This is a genomic window from Aquimarina sp. AD10 (assembly GCF_003443715.1).
Classification (GTDB): Bacteria; Bacteroidota; Bacteroidia; order Flavobacteriales; family Flavobacteriaceae; genus Aquimarina; species Aquimarina aggregata.
In genome coordinates this window covers 3,320,558-3,338,665 of the sequence record NZ_CP031965.1, presented here as the reverse complement: position 1 = coordinate 3,338,665, position 18,108 = coordinate 3,320,558, and the positions used below count along the sequence as shown (strand labels likewise).

Here is an 18,108-nt window from a genome sequence, read left to right as displayed (position 1 = left end):
TAAGACAATGGATTTGATAATTATGGATGGCGATACAGTTCAATTTTCTACAATAGGAGCCATTACTTTGTTACCTCCTATGCCTACAACGGTGATAAAGGCTTCTGGAGAAACAACTATCAATGGTAAAAAAGTTTGCGTAGAAGGGGATGAAAAAAAAGTAGAGATCGCCAATTGTTCGTATATAATTCCGCCATTCACAATACCCGGTTCTGGCACATTGAAAATAAATAATTTGGCACCAAATCAGCTAACACAAAAAAGCAAAAGCGATAACAAAAGTCTCATTCTAAAAGGAAAATTGTTCATAGCGATTTTTGAAGTCAAATCCCCAGCCAAACAGCCACCCCCAATAAATGCACCAGACCCATTACCTATGCACATAGGTACAGGAAAATTAATACCAAATAACATTAAGATAAAAGCCACTTAATTAACACATAGTAGTAGAATAGATGATGAATACTATAAAAACTCAAAACCTCCTTTTTAAGGATGGAACTAGTCAACAAGACCGTGATCTAGAAGCCATACATCCAGACTACGTTAAGATAGAAGGGCGTAGCATGAAAGAACTAATTGCAGAGGCGCAATGTCTGGCAAAAGAACTTCGATTTTTTGATGAAAATAACGAGTTCAAACCCGGAATATATTGGGATTCATTTCTAGTTGAAAACGGTGTAGATTATATTTCCAAACAACCCTTCGAACAGAAAACTATGCGTGAGGAATGGGCAAATCAGTTGGCGGCTTACGTAGAAGATCCAGAGAGCTTTTTAAATGATGAGGAAAAACTACATAGATTATCGCAACCACATGTAGTCCTTTTTTTAACTTTTCTGAAATTGCTTAATCATATTAAAAATCAAATCAATGGATTAACGCAAAAACACCTTGATTTTTATTTTACAGAGCGCTTAGGGCTTACACCCAAAGAAGCAGTTCCAGATGTGGTAAATGTTTTATTTGAACTTATAGAGAATATAGATCAGCTTGAAATAAAAAAGGATACCGTTTTAGTTGCAGGAGTAGATGAAGAAGGTAATGAACTGCATTATAAAACAAATAAAGATACCATTGTTAGTCAGGCTAAAATAGCGCAATTAAAAAATGTTTTTGTAGACAAACAACGACTTACTATTAAAGACGCCCATCTTACTAATAGAAATACTCCCCACCGTGGAATCATCCAAATGATGGAAATGGCACTTGGGCATCCGAATCCGGGAGACCCACTTCCTGATTTACCAGAAGGAGTAGCTACTATTTTTGAACTAGAACCACTGATTCAAGATGATGACCCGAAGGGGTTATCATACGTGACAGCACAATTATTTCTTAAAGTACAAGATTTCGAACGTATCCTTCAGAAAAACCAAGAAGAAAAAAATGGCATACTTACAGATTGGCAAGAGGTATACACTATTTTGGATTCAGGGTACAAAAACAAAATCAAGCATAAAAGACAGCAGGAGCTAAAAGAACTACATGATAAAGAAGGTTTTGATACACTACTAAAACATGTGTATGGAAATCCAAATGCTGGAGATGACCTTCCTTTGTATAGAGGCAATCAAGCTTCACTTGCCAATGTTTTTGAGGACCTTAAGAGTACCGATGTAAATATCAGTCACGAAGCTTCAGAATATATCAATGAAGAGCTTAAACTTAAAGAACCTGATTTTATTCATATTGTACAGACAAGTAGTAATCTAAGTGACAAAGAAGAAGACTGGAATAGAATATACCGATTACTAGAACTAATAAATCGTCAGATACGTGGTATATCGCTTCCTTCTCCTACTACAGAAAAAACCTTTAATGTTTATGCCAATTCTGATGCAAGATCTACTGCTTTTAGTCAATATGGAGATAAAGATGAGAGCAACCGTTTCAGAACTTTTGGGAACAGACAACCAAATATAGATCAGCAGTTACTACCAGCAAACATAGGCTTTGCTATCAGTTCTCCAACTTTATTGCTTAAAGAAGGTAAAAGAACCATTACTACTTTTTTAGATTTTGGAGTAAAGAATAGTGAGGCAAATGCAGTAGAGACCATTTTTAAAAATAAAAAAGATGTATTTGATGTATATCTGAGTAGTGAAGAACAATGGTTTCAGCCAGAGCGAACATCTCTTACGTTTGGAAATTTTGTTTCAGAGCAACCTGAAAGTGAATATGATGCAAAAAATGTTTCTTTTAAAAATGATAATTCGCAGGTAGTCATTACAGAAAAGGAAAAAGATTTTAATGAGTTAGATCTTGGTAAATACTTATTCTTTCCTGATCGTGGAGGGAATAAGGATGATGGTCACCTGTACCAAATTGCAAAGATTAGATCAGCAAACGAAGTAGACATATATAGTATAGGCAGTATAAGTAAAACGGGAAACACAATTCAAAAATTTCCATCTAGTCAGGTATTGCCAAATACACTTAAGGTAGTTATTAATCTTCTTGAGAAGGATCTGCCAGTGGTAACACCATCTATGAATACAAGTTTTAATGAATTTATAAATAGCAAACAACCATCATTGGTATTTTCGCTAAGTCACCATTTAGAGGGATTAATAGGTAAACAAAATTACCGCAGTAGTTATCAAAAACTAATGGAGTTAGTACTCCATAAAGTGAATCTATACGTAGAGGTTGAGGGGATAAAAGATATTGTTCTTCAAAATGATCAGAACACGATTGATGCTAAGAAACCGTTTGAACCATTCGGATTTGAACCCGAAATAGGAAACAATTTTTATATCGGCAATGAAGAAATTTCTCAAAAGAAGTTATCTAATTTGAATCTTGATCTAAAATGGATAAAGCATCCAGAAAATTTCAAGGAACATTATAAGAATTATTGGTTGGTAGATGCCGATAATGCGAGTCTTGACGAAAGTGACTATACAATTAAAGCGAATGATGATTTTGTAGCCCAATTATATATCTGTGAAAATAATGCTGAAAAACGTATTTCGTCCTTAAAACTGTTCCCACCCGATGGAGAAGTATCAGATACGAATGTTTCTGAGTTGTTAGAAACAAGTGGTTATCAATATCACGAAATGCCTAAGATCAGTACCAAAGGAAAAGATAATGTGACAGATTGGGATCGTTATTTTAAGTTAGAGCTTGATCCGCTAGATTTTCAACATTCACTTTACAATACTCTTTTTGTAAATCAAGCAATTTCTGATCATGATGAAATAAAAAAACTCAAAATAAATAAACCTTATCAACCCAAGGCAAAGAGTATATCTATAAGTTATACAGCGCAGACGTCAATTGTACCAGAGATAAATGCTCCAAACAGTTACGATACCTTGTATCATCTTCACCCATTTGGATTTGAAGCGTTAATACCAGGTGAGACCTCTAGTGTATTACCGACATACAATGATGAAGGAACGCTATACTTGGGAATAACTAAGCTTACAACACCTAATGTATTTTCTGTTTTGTTTCAGATGGCTGAGGGAAGTGCAAATCCTGACGTAGAAAAACCAGCCGTGCAATGGAGTTACCTGCAAAATAATGAATGGGTACCCCTAGCAACGGCAGCTATTTTATCTGATACCACCAATGGTTTGGTAAATACAGGTATTATACAGATTAAAATTCCTGAAGATGCGACTACTGGCGGCACACTACTATCAGATGCGTTACATTGGCTTAAAGTAAGTGCTTCTACTAATATAACAGGGATCTCTGATACCATTGCGATACAGGCTCAAGCCATTAGTGTAACACTTGCCAATGACGTGGTTGCACCTTCTCATTTTAAAAATCCTTTAGCTTCAGAGACCATTACAGAAACCTTAGCGTCTATTCCAGAAATAAAAAGCATTACTCAGCCCTATACCTCTAGTAAAGGAAAGCCAGCAGAAGAGGGAACTATATTTTATAAGCGCCTTAGTGAACGCCTTCGGCATAAAAATAGGGCAATTACTACTTGGGATTATGAGCATATGGTGTTAGATAATTTTCCAGAAGTATATAAAGTAAAATGCCTTTCTTCTACAGAACAATTAGGAAAAGTAGCTATTGTTGTCATACCAGATATTAGAAAAAACCTGCCGTTTAATCCGTTTGCACCAAAAGTAGCTGCAGATACACTTTTACAAATCAGAGAATTTCTTGATAATCATTCACCTGCCTATGCAGAAATAGCTGTACATAACCCTTCATATATACAAATATTGACTAGATGTACGGTACAGTTTTATCCAGGCTATGACCCAGCCTTTTACAAAGAAAAATTGATTGATGAACTCAAACGTTTTTTATCTCCATGGGCGTATAACCAAGATAGCGAGATCAGAATAGGCGGTAGTCTTCATGCAAGTGTACTCATCAATTTTATTGCAGAAAGACCATATATCGATTATGTAGCCAATTTAAAGTTATTTCAAAGTGAGGATGGAAAAACCTTTACAGATGTTAGAAGTATTAATAATGGTAAAGCTATTGTAGTACCATCTCGACCAGATACAGTGATGGTTTCTGGAGCAACGCATTTTATTGATATTGTTGATGAAAACGGCTATGATGAGGATAGTTTTCAAGGCATCAATTATATGCAAATAGAGTTAGATTTTGAGGTAGCCAAAGACGTAACGCAATCCTTGAGCAAATCATAAAAATGTAAAAAAGAAACTAATATTATGGATATTAATAAAAAAAACCGAACAGAACTCAAAGCATATTTCAATGTAAATGATATACCTACCGAAAAAGAGTTTGCAGATTTTATAGATGCCGGTATTAACCAGGCCGAAGATAGTATTGTCAAAGAACAAGGCAGTCCTTTGGCAATACAAGCCGAAGGGGGGGATGTAGGTACACAGGAGATTTTAGACCTATACACAAGTTTTGGAAATAATAACCCCAATTGGTCATTTAACCTTAATCCAAGGGTAAAATCAGAGGATCCAAATAGCAGTCAATCTGGATTTAATATTAAGGATGCTACAGGAGAGAGTCGGTTATTTATTAAATCAGGAGACGGCAGTATAGGGGTGGGAACCATAGATCCCGAATCTAAACTAACCATACGAGGAAATAATGATTCCTCCTTATTGTCTGTGATAGATACCACGGGTCAACATACCAAAATCCTTGAAATAACCCAAAAAGATGGCGTTTCTATAACAGGATCATTGAATGTAGATGGAGATTTTACCTCCAAAAATATAAAAGCTGTTGCTGCCAATCAAGATTTGGGTAATGACGCAGCAAGCGATGAAAAAGTACCTTCGCAAAAAGCAGTAAAAGCCTATGTGGATACCCGTCTTCCTAAAGGATTGATCTCTATGTGGTCGGGAATCGATATACCCAGAGGATGGGGGTTATGTGATGGAACCAATAACACTCCAAATCTGTCTGGAAAATTTATTGTAGGACTTGATAAAAATAAAAAGGACTATAATAAAATAGGGAATACAGGTGGGGCAGAAACTGTAAAACTAACTACTGAAGAATTACCATCACACAATCACTCAGGAACAACTAATGACTCTGGTAATCATAGGCACAGTTTTACAGGTGCGAAAAAGAAGGGAGATGGGACAGGAACAGGAAGTTCAAATGATTATTACGGCTCACTTACCAGAAATACGGCATTCGCAGGCGTTCATACGCATTCTTTTAAGACTAATGAAACTGGAAGTGACAAGCCCCACGAAAATCGACCTCCTTATTATGTATTGGCGTATATAATGAAGCTTTAATCTAGAAAACAGAAAGAAAAAGCATGGATATCAAAAAAAAAACCAGAACAGAACTCAAAGAATTTTTCAAGGCAAATGATAAACCTACCGAAAAACAATTTGCAGATTTTATAGATGCTGGGATTAATCAAGCAGAAGATAGTATTGTAAAAGAACAAGGCAGCCCCTTGGCGATACAAGCAGAAGGAGATGAGGTAGGAACACAAGAGGTTTTGGACCTATACACAAGTTTCGCAAAGAATAGCCCAAATTGGTCAATTAACCTTAATCCAAGAGTGAAATCAGAGGATCCAAATAGCAACCAATCGGGATTAAATATTAAGGATACCACAGGACAAAGTCGGTTGTTTATTAAATCAGGAGACGGCAGTATAGGGGTGGGGACTATAGATCCCGTATCTAAACTTACCATACAAGGTAAAAATAATAGATCCTCGCTAGCAGTTATAGATACGACCAAACAGAACGCCAAAATTTTTGAAATAACTCAGAAAGATGGTGATGGTGTGTTATCCCTTAGAGGAGGAAATACAGAAGAGGGGATACATCTGAGCGGATCCAAAGAAAAACCCAGCTTCTTTTTAGGAAAAGTAGGTATAGGTACGAGCAGCCCTGATGCGAATCTACATGTATTCGGAGAAAAAGCAATACTTAAGGTTACCAATACCAATGCAGCAGGTGCTGTAAAATTAGGTTTGTACAACAATGAAAAATCCTGGGAAATTGAAGCCGATAATACCTCTGGACATTTGAGTTTTTATCCTGATGGTAAAAAAAATAATAGAATTGTGATGATGACAAATGAATCTTTATTTATCAATAGTTTATTAAAAGTTGAAGGAAATGTAGAGTTAAAAAAGAAATTATATGTAGGTGACAGGTTAACAGCCAATAACCTTGTTGTTTTTGAAAAAGACCTGACCATCAAAGGGCGTATCAAAACTTCAATCAACCAAGTGATCGCTTTTTCAGTTTCGCTAAGTGTTCACACGAAGGGAGCCAAAAATCCACTGAATTTTGGACAAGTTAATTATAACATGGGAGATCACTTTAAAGATAATAACCATTTCATAGCCCCGGTAAAAGGAATGTACCTTTTTACCATGTGTATGCGACATAATACAGATGATGGCGATGTGGGATGGAGACTACGGTTAAATAATACTGGCTTTGTCAATGGAGGAGGATCTACCGGAGGAGAAAACTCCGAACGTTCTTGGTTGATTGCTAAAACGAAACTTCATATGAATTCCAGAACAGTAATCACTTTTCTTAAGGCAGGAGATAAAGTGCACGTAGATCAATTTGGATCCGGAGGAAATGACAACTATTCATCTGGCTTTGAAGGGATATTACTACAAGCTCTAACGTAATTACATCATAGTTTCAATAGAAAAGAAAAAACAGACATGACAAATCCAATTACGATACCCAAAGCGTTACCAAAAAACTCTGTATTAAGCTATGATTTTCTTCGTGAAGAAGGAATCAAACTCATACAACAACTAGGTGCAGATACCTGGACAGATCATAACGCACATGATCCAGGAATTACCATCTTAGAGCAAGTATGTTATGCTATTACAGATTTAGCCTATCGTATCGATTATGATATCAAAGATTTATTGGGTAATAATGACACGAGTTCATACAATGATTTATATAGTCCTGCTAGGATATTGACGGTAAATCCTGTCACTTTGCTTGATCTACGTAAAATCGTGATGGACGTTGCCGGAGTAAAAAATGCATGGGTCGAGAAAATATCGCAAGACCATTTGGGGAATGATAAAGAAAGAGAGATCGTACCCAAAGGCCTTTACAATGTATTGATAGAAAAAGATGAATCTGTTGAGGTTGCTGGTTTTAAATTGATAGCCGATGTAAGAGCAAGATTACAGGCATCTCGTGGAGTGTGTGAAGATTTTGAGGAAGTTAGATTGCTAACTACGCAGCCTATAAACTTACAAGGAATTATCGAAGTTGCCGATACCGTAGATGATATCAATCAACTAGTTGCAAATATACTGTATAGAGTAGCTGCTTATTTTTCGCCACGTATCCCTTTTTATACACTACAACAGCTCTTAAAAAAAGGAAAAAGAACAGATGAAATCTTTGAGGGACCTACCCTTATTCATGGTTTTATGGACGATGACGAACTGCTTCGCCATAATCGAAAACAGGAAATCCAAGCGTCTGATATTATTCGTGAGATTATGGATGAAACTGAGGTATTGACCATTGATGATTTTTTGATAGGAACGGGAGCTAATACGATTAAAAGCTGGGTGTTATCTCTTGACCCTACCAAAACTCCAGTATTAAATTTTGATGAAACATTGAAGAAACTTTCTTTTACATCAAGAGGTCTTAAAGCCACCATAAATCCGGAGCAAGTAAAGAAGCTGTATAACCAAAAGAGCTTACAAGGATTATCAAGAGTGCTACCTGTACAAGAGCGAGATATAATAATGTCTGAAACCAAAGACAGGCATATAGAAAACTATTATGCGCTCCAGAATCAATTTCCTGCAAATTATGGTATTGGTACTTCAGGGGTATCAGAATCTGCTCCCGAAAGAAGAAAGGCACAATCCAAACAATTAACCTCTTATTTGATGTTTTTTGAACAGCTACTGGCAAATCACTTTTCTCAATTAGCCAATTTCAAAAACTTGATGAGTTTTGATGGCGATGATAAACGAACCTATTTCAATCAGTCTTTGTTGGGTACTGTTGCAGGCTTAGAAGAAGTACTGGACAGTAAAGAAAACTATGAAAAATACCTGCAAGAAAGGACGGCAGACTCTGTAGGTGGCTTAAAACGTAAAAACAAGTTTCTTAATCACCTATTAGCACGGTTTAGTGAGAGGTTTACAGGTTATGGGATGTTATTACAAAAGGCTTCTAATATTCCGTATGAAGTAGATAAAAAACTAATCACAGACAAGTCAAATTTTCTTAAAGACTATCCAGCGATCAGTGCAGGACGAGGGCGCGCATACGATTATACCCAACAACATTGGCAAAGTAACAATATATCTGGGCTCGAAAAGCGAATTGCAAGAAAATTAGGGATAGAAGAGTATACTCGCAGAAACCTTGGGGATGGGGATACCGAAGGCTTTCATATGGTCGAGCATATTCTTTTACGCCCTCATTCTAAATATCCATATCCATTTGATGCGCAATATAGTGCTGTTGAGATTACCAAATTTGAAGCTGTAGAAAATACCAATCATACGCGATGTATTTCTAAGGGGCATACCCTTAAAGAAGGTGAAGAAATAAGGATTCTGGAAAACGAACAATACAATGGTACATATACGGTAATTGCCATAGAAGTTGATCATTTTGAAATAGAAGTTCCTTTTCAGGAATCAACTACTAGTGGTTTTTGGCAGCGTACGCTAGATATTAGATATTTTATTAGGACAGCACCGGTAGTTTCCTTTTCAGATTCTTCATCAGAGGTCGGTCATACATTCTGTACTGTGACAGAGCATAATTTGCAAAAAGGTGATCGTATAGAACTCACTGGTACACAACATTATGATGGGGATTATGAGGTAGTAAATATTACAGAAAAAGGTTTTGAAATCCCAATACCTTTTATTGAGAAAGAAACCTCTGGGAGATGGATGCCTATAGAGATACCTGCAGATCCCTATTCACTACAGTTAACATTTGTGCTTCCTAATTGGATGGAACGGTATCAAAATGAAGCCCTAAAAAAGTTTGTAGAGAACACCATACAAGAAGAAACACCTGCGCATATCATAGCGTATATCCAGTGGCTAGACAAACCAGAAATGCAAATTTTTGACAAGGCGTTCCAGAGGTTTTTAAAAGAAATCAACAGGTCGTAAACTTGAATTAGAGTATTAGAACAAATCAAATCGTTATAACCTCGCTGTCAGGTCGAGCGGAGTCGAGACCTAACTAATTGGATAAAATGACCTCTCGACTCCGCTCGAGGTGACAGTATAAAGATCAAAAATAGTAAAATCACTAACAATCAATTATTTTTTAAACGGAGCTTAAACAATAGTAATACTGATACATGACACAGCATAAACACATCATAAATAGGCAAATCATCGAGATACAGCTACCAAAAAAAGCAGATGCATTTGGCATACAGCAAAAGTTAGGCAAGCTCTATAGCGAACAGTTTACACCTATTATAGATAAACTATTGTGTGATCGCTATGGTAGTGATGTAGAGAAACGATATCAGATAGATCAATTAACTGTAGACTTGGGGGATGTACAAATAGAAAACCTAGCAGAAGTCTTTACAGAAAAATTTAGTGATGCACTAATTGCAATTGAAGATGCTGCCAATGAAGAAAGTGCTGCAGAAGAAAAAGAGGAGAAACCGCAAAATACACCTGTACAAGTAGTGTCGTATTACCTCAAAAATGGTAGACTACCTTGGTGGTCCAGTAATACTACTAAAGCTTATGTACTAGAACAATTGGATCGACTCATTAAAACGCCAGATACTACTTTTACAAAACTTTTGGTTCAATTGCCTTTGAATCATACATATCTGGACCGTTTTTTATATACGTTTACAGAAGATCAAGTCCTTTCTTGCCTTCAACTATTAACTGATATTTCGGTACAAGGCTTATCTACGGTTAAAAAAGAATTACAAGATAGAATTTCAAAGAATACTAGAGTTACACATCTTACTATTGAAAATACCTTCTGGAAAACAGCTTTTACTCAGATAACTACGGCCAAAGACTATGAGGTTTTAAAAGAAAGATGTAGCCAGGAAACGCTTTTAGAACTAGGAGTCGATTTAAAAAACGAATGCAAAGAAAATCGAAATAAAAATGTATACGCAATACGATCACTTGTAGAAAAATATAAAACGCAATACTCTAGTGATACAGTTTGGCAGCAGTTTTTTCAGCAAACATCCAAACTAGTAAACGCCCCTTATTTTTATAAGTTAGATGCTAATTTGCAAAGAGAATTAAAGCAATTGTTGTTGCGTCTTAATGTATCACAAAATAATAGTCAAGAACCAATCAATACTGAAACCAAACTGCAACCGATCGCCAGACATCTTCAAATCGTAAGAGCTACGTTGAAACCTTTACAACAGGGTCTCAGCACGTCTGCTGAAATAGAAACATTACAATCCTCTTTTGAGGATGCGGATTTTATAACCATTCAAAATTCGGGATTAGTGCTCTTGTGGCCATTTTTGCAACGATTTTTTGAAAACCTGGAGGTGATGAAGGATAAAGCGTTTCACAATGAAACTGCTAGAAACAAAGCTGTTTGTGCTTTACAGTACGTATGTGAAACAGTAGATACCGAATTTTTTGAAGCAATGCTTCCGTTGACGAAAGTCCTATGTGGGGTGCCCTTAGATGATATGATACCTCCTATACCGCTTTCCGAAACTGAAAAGCAAATGGCAGATGAGCTATTAAGTGCTGTAATAGCTCGTGGTCCGCACTGGAGAAATTTGTCGCTAGATGGATTTCGTACTTCTTATCTATCAAGACAAGGGTCATTGCGTAAGCGTGATGATCACTGGCTGCTGCAAGTGAAAAAAGAAACCTATGATGTAACTCTTGAGAAATTACCCTGGGGGTTTACCGTTGTAAAATTACCCTGGATGCAGACAGTACTCATGGTAGAATGGATGTAATATCGCAAAATAATAGCAATAAAAAAACAAACTATGGAAACCACTATAGCAAATAAAAGAGCACTAAAACTGCCAATACTAGATACTAATCTAGTACAAAACGCAAAGGTATTAGAGAGGGAACTGGCATGGCTTAGAGAAGTTATTAATGTGCGTATAGCATTGCATTTTGGTCATGACACTTCATATCAATCGATAGATGAGCTAAGCGCACCTGATTTACCTACAAATAAAAGTGCTTATGGGGCTTTTGTACACGATCATAGGTTAAATGTAGCCGAGCGATTAGTACTCATCCTTGCACTTGTGCCACATATAAAACCAGAAGTGTTGGATATTTTAATCAGTAAAAATCAGGATTACGATCGACGATTTAGTGAATTTGGTGGATTGTTTATCGATGGACACTCTGGATTGATTCCTACAGCAGAAACTGCGCTATTCATTCTTGCTGGTGATGATTTGGTAAAACGTATATCGTATCAGTATCTTTTTAAAACTGATCACATGTTCATACGTATGCGAGTAATCCCTAACGATACTGTTAAAAAAAGAGTCCCCAGATTAAGTGGTATATGGATGGTGGGATATGAGTATATAGACTATCTAATTAGTGGGCAGCCATACGAGGCCGTGTACAGTGCTGATTTTCCTGCAGAACCTATTAGTACGCAACTAGCATGGGATGATATTGTACTCACTAGGAGTACAACGCAAAGTTTACAAGAAATACGTGACTGGATTACCCATGGGGGAATAGTAATGGATGAGTTAGGATTGAGTAAACAGTTAAAACCGGGTTATAAAAGCCTTTTTTATGGACCTCCAGGCACAGGTAAAACTATGACTGCGGCACTATTGGGTAAAAGCACGAATATGCCCGTGTATAAGATAGATTTAAGTATGGTAGTCTCTAAATATATTGGAGAGACCGAGAAAAACCTGGCAAAAGTATTTGATCAGGCTGAGCGGCAGAACTGGATTTTGTTTTTTGACGAAGCAGACTCTCTTTTTGGCAAGCGTACGCAAATGAATAGTGCTAACGACCGATACGGAAATCAAGAAATTGGGTATTTATTACAACGTATTGAAGACTTTTCTGGCGTAGTGATTTTGGCATCAAACCTTAAAGACAATATCGATGAAGCCTTTACACGTCGTTTCCAATCTATGGTAGCATTTAGTATGCCGGGGGTAGAAGAACGCTACAAGCTATGGCAACAATCTTTTTCACCAAAATTACCCTTAGATACAAATGTAGATGTATGGGGTATAGCAGAAAAGTACGAGTTATCTGGCGGAGTCATGATGAATGTAGTACGCAAATGTACCCTAAAGGCTATAACCGATAAAAAAGAAAGCATCCCACAGCAAGAATTAGAAATGGCAATACGCCTTGAGTTACAAAAAGGAGGTATCATTTTAAGCTAAAAAATATGATAAAAGATAAAAAGAAAGTAAGAATACTCTCATTAGATGGTGGGGGAATAAGGGGGATTATCCCGGCACTGATTATAAAGTATGCAGAGGAATACCTGCAGAAAAAAGTACCGGGATCCACCATCGCAGATCACTTTGATTTTATTGCAGGTACTAGTACAGGAGGGATTTTGTCTGGTATGTATTTAACACCACAGTCAGAAAATAAAAATAAGGCAAAATACAGCGCTTCAGAAGCATTGGATTTTTATGTGGATGAAGGACCTAAGATTTTTAACGACTCAAGAGTGAGTAACTGGAAACGCCTGTGGGGACTTACTAATGCTACAGAATATAATCCTCGTAATCTGGAACAAGTACTTAAAGAAATGTTTGGCGAGCTGGTCATGAGCGAATTGATAAAACCTTGTATGGTCACAACCTATAATATGAATACAAAATCTTCTTTCTTTTTTACAAGTATAGAAAATACATCAAAAAGAGAGTTTTTGGTGCGGGATGTATTACGGTCTACATCTGCAGCGCCTACTTATTTTCCACCAGCGGTAATAAAAAATAAAGCGCCAAAGCCCAAACTAGAGGAGACCCAAATGCGTAATATAGATGGGGGTGTTTTTGCCAATAATCCTTTGTTATGTGCCTATGCAGAAGTTAGAAATACGCATTTTAGAGAACGTAATAATAAGGAACCATCGGCTAGCGATATGTATGTATTGTCAATAGGTACAGGAGCAGGAGACGCTATATTTAAAAAAACACAAAAAAGCCACAAATGGGGGTTGTTACGATGGGCAAAATCTATCCCAGAAATTATGATGGATGCTAGTATAGATACCGTTTCCTATCAAATGAAAGAAATATTCGATACCCTACAGCCAGATGATCTTGGATCGTTGCTAAGAATAGATACTCCTAATGAGGCTAAAAATTATGACTTAGATATGACGAATGCCTCAAAGGATAATATAGAAAGACTATTAGAGGCTGGAGAAAAAACACTAGAACATGCCAGAGCTAATGGGCTAGATGCCTTTTTAGATGGTCTTTTGGATATGGATAACAAGAATGTACAACTTAAAACCATGGCAGATGAAAAGACGAACAGATAAAATTCAAGAACCCCAAACCCCGATTACCCCAAAGGTTACTAGTGAACCTAGTACCGGAGGTACGGCCCAACTTATGGATAACCGTACCTCCACTATCAATGATCGTAAGCTACAAAAAACCATGAATGGTTCTGCACAGGGTAATATAAATCCTATCCAACGAAAAGTAAACAAAACGGGCTTACCTGATAACTTAAAATCTGGCATCGAAAACCTTTCTGGATATAGTATGGACGATGTAAAGGTACACTACAACTCCAGCAAACCAGCACAGCTACAAGCACATGCTTATGCGCAAGGAACAGATATACATATTGGACCAGGCCAACAAAAACACCTGCCTCATGAAGCATGGCACGTGGTACAACAAAAGCAAGGTCGAGTAAAACCCACCAAACAGTTAAAAAGTAAGGTGAATATTAATGATGATGCAGGTTTGGAGAAAGAAGCAGATGTAATGGGAAATAGGGCACTGAAAAATATCACAACAAATAGCTATAAAGGAGCCACAACGGGATTGGTAGAGAGTGATATATCTACTACGGTAGCTCAGCGATGGCAACCGCCAGGACTAATAGTATTAGGACAAAATTATGTAGTTACTGCGACTTTTCAAGAAATTCAACAATGGTTAGGAGGCGCGAATATGTGGTATAATTTGGGAGGAGCCATACCTTGGGCCTTGGGCGGTGGTAATGCTTATGAACACATATTTGCTAACAGTTTAACACAAGGTGATTGGAATTATTTGGCTTTAGACAGTAGAATAGCTCCAACAGAGTCAGGAGCTCCTTTAACGGTAGGCGAAAGACAATTAGTTGAGAGAGGTCATGATTTGGATATTATTGTAAGTGGGGCAGATATAGGAGGGCTTTGGGCTATATTCCCCTTGCAGGATCCAAATCATCAATTAATATGTAATGGTTATGCTGGTGGTGTTGATTTTATGGTAGGTAATCCTGCAGGTGCAGGGCAAATAGTGAATGGTATTCAATGTCTCGTTAATCCTCAAGTAGGCTACCGAAGCTTAGAAGAGATGAGATCACCTTCAAACAAGTGGTGGAAAAGAGGGGTCAGAGCCAATATTTATAGATGGATACTTGATGGTAAACCAAGGAAGACGTTCAGAAAAATTATGATGAACAGAAACACTGATGAGGGTGATAGAAGGCGTGACCTTTAAAAGTTTGGGAAGTAAAAAAAGTATGATGATCATTTTTAGCCCGATCGAGGGGATATGATAGCACGGAAATGTTTTCCTTGCTACGTATGAGTAAGAGACAAGAGTAAGGAAATAGTAAAAGCTACCTTAGTCATAATAAATTTTAAAGCCATCATGGATTGCAAATTCACATTATCATTTGATATAACGGATTTTCGATCAGTAGACTTAATTTGCAACTAGCTCATTTGTAAAAAATATTCATGGTGATTTATAAAAAAAATGCTATAAAGTTATGAAAACACAAGCAGATAATACCCAAGAACCCCAAACTCTGATTACCCCAAAGGTTACTAATGAACCTAGTAATGGAGGTACGGCACAATTAGTGGATAACCGTACGGCTACTATCGATCAGCAAAAGCTGAAGGCTACGATGAACACTGCCACAGAGAATAGAGCAACCCCAATACAACAAAAAGTAAACAAAACGGGCTTACCTAATAATTTAAAATCAGGTATCGAAAACCTTTCTGGGTATAGTATGGATGATGTAAAGGTACACTATAACTCCAGCAAACCTGCACAACTACAAGCACATGCCTATGCACAAGGAACAGATATTCATTTGGGTCCAGGACAGCAGAAGCACTTACCGCACGAAGCTTGGCATGTAGTACAACAAAAACAAGGTCGAGTAAAACCCACCAAGCAGCTAAAAAGTAAAGTAAATATCAATGATGATGCTAGGTTAGAGAAGGAGGCTGATGTTATGGGAGCGAAGGCTGAGTCTTTGGAAGGTGTAGGAAGTGTCTCAAGGAATATGAAATCAAATAAGGGTGCCAAGACATACCAGTTGAAGGAAATGGATAATGAAACGCATACTAAGAAAATCTTAAGAGATATGTATCCTGAATTGGTTCTATTATTGGCAGAATATGATGAGCTAAATGCATCTACTGAAGCACAGCAACATAAAATCAGAATGTTAAGGATTAAAAAAAGTAGGAAAAGATTTTTCAAAATGGGGTCTGAAATCGATCTTTTCTTTGCAAAAAGGAATCTTAAATCTAAACAAAATAAAGCAAGCGAAGCTTTAGATAGTATATTTTGGTTCATTTATGGGAGTTTAGGAAAGGAAGACAACGATACCTATACAAGTACTCCTATAAATAAAGAGAGTATGGATAATATTAATTATCATGCCCAGAACAAAAAGCCTTCAAAAAAAGCATATGAAACAGGGACCTATTTTCATGTACGAGGAAACAGAGGTAAGAATGCTAATGAAAGGATTATATTAAATATCAAAAATCAAAATGACGCCAAAAAGCTCGTGGACCATATCAAAGAAGGTGTAGAAAACCCAGAAAAAGTAACCTTAAAAACTTTTGCAGTAAAACATGATATGGTTTGGACAAAAAAAATAAAAAGTTTAAAATTCTATGCTTCCCAAGAACAAAAGAATAAAGTGAAGTATGATAAAGTAGTAATATATTTTGAAGGTACCCCCAGTGACCGTGAAGCGATTAGAGCTGGTATAAAACGATTTTTCAATTATGAGTTGTTAAAAAAAGATGTCTTTAACGAAGACATAAGTGCGTTTTACAATAAGATGGATAAAGGTATTGGCTATGGTAAGGAAATTAAAGGGACAAGCTTTACATCGGAGAGCACCAAATCTTTACTTGATTTGGCACTTAAGGGAATGAATCATTTTACTGATGCAGATGATTTTGCTGAAAAAATATATGACTATGTTAATGAAAATAGGGATTAACTCTCTATTCTATGTTAAAAATACCAAATCACGTTGATATGATAGTGCGGAAATGTTTTCCGTGTTACGTATGAGTAAGCGCCAAGAGTAAGGAAAAAGTAAAGGCGGCTTTGTTTGTAATAGATTTTAAAGTCATCATGAATCGCAAATATGTTAGAACAATTGTAGCAAGCCCAGACCTGTCAGGTTTTTAAAACCTGACAGGTCTAGTCAACAGCTCAGATTGCATGTATGAGTGTTGCTAATCTTTATATAAAAACCAAAGCTGCACATTATTTACACCTTTCTGCGCTGCGCAGGCGGGTGACTATGGTGCGCTGATTGATAAAATAGTTGCGCAGGAGAGTAATAAAAGTATTTTAGAGGATATAACTTCATAAGGGCTTGTAAAAACACGACACACTAAAGCTTATGCCGTCGTAAAAATTAAAGCTTTTGTCGTATTTGTAATAGTAAGGTAAGTAGTTGTAGCTGTAACTTTGTTGCTCTCATAGTACATGTTAAAATTGACCAGCAAAACTAAAAATTACTACACATGAAGAAGTTTTACAAATATACAGCGACCCTTTTTGTTATTACTGTTCTATGTAGCTGTGCAAGTTATGCTCCAAAAGATAATCAACTTTCTGTGGTTTTAACAAATACTCAACAAGCGATAACAAATCTGGCAGAAAAAATACCTGCTACAGGAGAAGATAATCTTATACAAACCTTCAATAAATTACAAAAAAAAAGTGTAGCGTTAATACCTGCTCTAAAAGTGTGTAATCAGAAATATGCACTTACTCCAGAATACATGGCAACCTTAAAAGAATCACAAAAAGTATTGCAACGCGTAGATAAAGATTTTGATACCATATCTGATAAAACATTTCTGCTAGAGGCCATTTTTTTGGATTTTGACGCCAAATTAACATCTATTACAAGTAGTGAAAAAAATGATGCAAATACCAAAATTAAAGTTACCGTAGATTCTAATGAGGATGAAGGGTATTTTGTTTTTGGAAAATTATCTTACGAAAAAGCATTGGATATAAAGCGTTTTCGATTTAACAGACCCACAAATAGTGCGACACAGGATTTTGTGCCAGGCTATTATTTGTTTTGGTTAGAAAAAGAAGATCTCATAGGAGAACCAGAATTGCACCTTATTATGAACAACGGTGAAGAAGAAGAGAAAAAACTAGTATTAAAAACTCCTAAATAAA

At 36.6% G+C, this 18,108-nt stretch carries 11 protein-coding genes; all 11 read left to right on the top strand.

The window, feature by feature from the left end; translation table 11 throughout:
- Positions 1-7: 7 nt before the first annotated feature.
- The 11 genes from D1816_RS13910 to D1816_RS13860 all read left to right on the top strand — a co-directional run bounded on the left by D1816_RS13910 (position 8) and on the right by D1816_RS13860 (position 18,107).
- Positions 8-433, top strand: a complete 426-nt coding sequence (locus D1816_RS13910) for a hypothetical protein (RefSeq protein WP_120702397.1) — start codon at positions 8-10, stop codon at positions 431-433.
- Between the two features lie 22 nt (positions 434-455).
- Positions 456-4,640 carry a baseplate J/gp47 family protein gene (locus D1816_RS13905; RefSeq protein WP_118503572.1) on the top strand — a complete coding sequence of 1,395 codons (4,185 nt, stop codon included), beginning with the start codon at positions 456-458 and terminating at the stop codon, positions 4,638-4,640.
- Between the two features lie 24 nt (positions 4,641-4,664).
- Complete coding sequence (locus D1816_RS13900; RefSeq protein WP_118503570.1) at positions 4,665-5,729, top strand: hypothetical protein; 1,065 nt, start codon at positions 4,665-4,667, stop codon at positions 5,727-5,729.
- A 23-nt stretch (positions 5,730-5,752) separates the two neighbouring features.
- Complete coding sequence (locus tag D1816_RS13895; RefSeq protein WP_118503568.1) at positions 5,753-7,102, top strand: hypothetical protein; 1,350 nt, start codon at positions 5,753-5,755, stop codon at positions 7,100-7,102.
- A 36-nt stretch (positions 7,103-7,138) separates the two neighbouring features.
- Positions 7,139-9,601: a hypothetical protein gene (locus tag D1816_RS13890; RefSeq protein ID WP_118503566.1), complete on the top strand. Its 2,463-nt coding sequence runs from the start codon at positions 7,139-7,141 to the stop codon at positions 9,599-9,601.
- A 194-nt stretch (positions 9,602-9,795) separates the two neighbouring features.
- Positions 9,796-11,409: a contractile injection system tape measure protein gene (locus D1816_RS13885; RefSeq protein WP_118503564.1), complete on the top strand. Its 1,614-nt coding sequence runs from the start codon at positions 9,796-9,798 to the stop codon at positions 11,407-11,409.
- A gap of 33 nt (positions 11,410-11,442) precedes the next feature.
- Complete coding sequence (locus D1816_RS13880) at positions 11,443-12,840, top strand: ATP-binding protein (RefSeq protein WP_118503562.1); 1,398 nt, start codon at positions 11,443-11,445, stop codon at positions 12,838-12,840.
- 5 nt (positions 12,841-12,845) lie between these two features.
- Complete coding sequence (locus D1816_RS13875) at positions 12,846-13,958, top strand: patatin-like phospholipase family protein (protein ID WP_118503560.1); 1,113 nt, start codon at positions 12,846-12,848, stop codon at positions 13,956-13,958.
- Complete coding sequence (locus D1816_RS25985) at positions 13,939-15,141, top strand: DUF4157 domain-containing protein (protein WP_199729933.1); 1,203 nt, start codon at positions 13,939-13,941, stop codon at positions 15,139-15,141. Before D1816_RS13875 ends, D1816_RS25985 begins: the two co-directional genes overlap by 20 nt.
- 274 nt (positions 15,142-15,415) lie before the next feature.
- The gene (locus D1816_RS13865; protein WP_118503558.1) at positions 15,416-16,900 is read left to right on the top strand and encodes a DUF4157 domain-containing protein; all 1,485 of its coding nucleotides are present in this window, start codon (positions 15,416-15,418) and stop codon (positions 16,898-16,900) included.
- A 535-nt stretch (positions 16,901-17,435) separates the two neighbouring features.
- On the top strand, positions 17,436-18,107 hold the full coding sequence (locus D1816_RS13860) for a hypothetical protein (protein ID WP_118503556.1): 672 nt from the start codon (positions 17,436-17,438) through the stop codon (positions 18,105-18,107).
- Position 18,108: the final 1 nt, after the last annotated feature.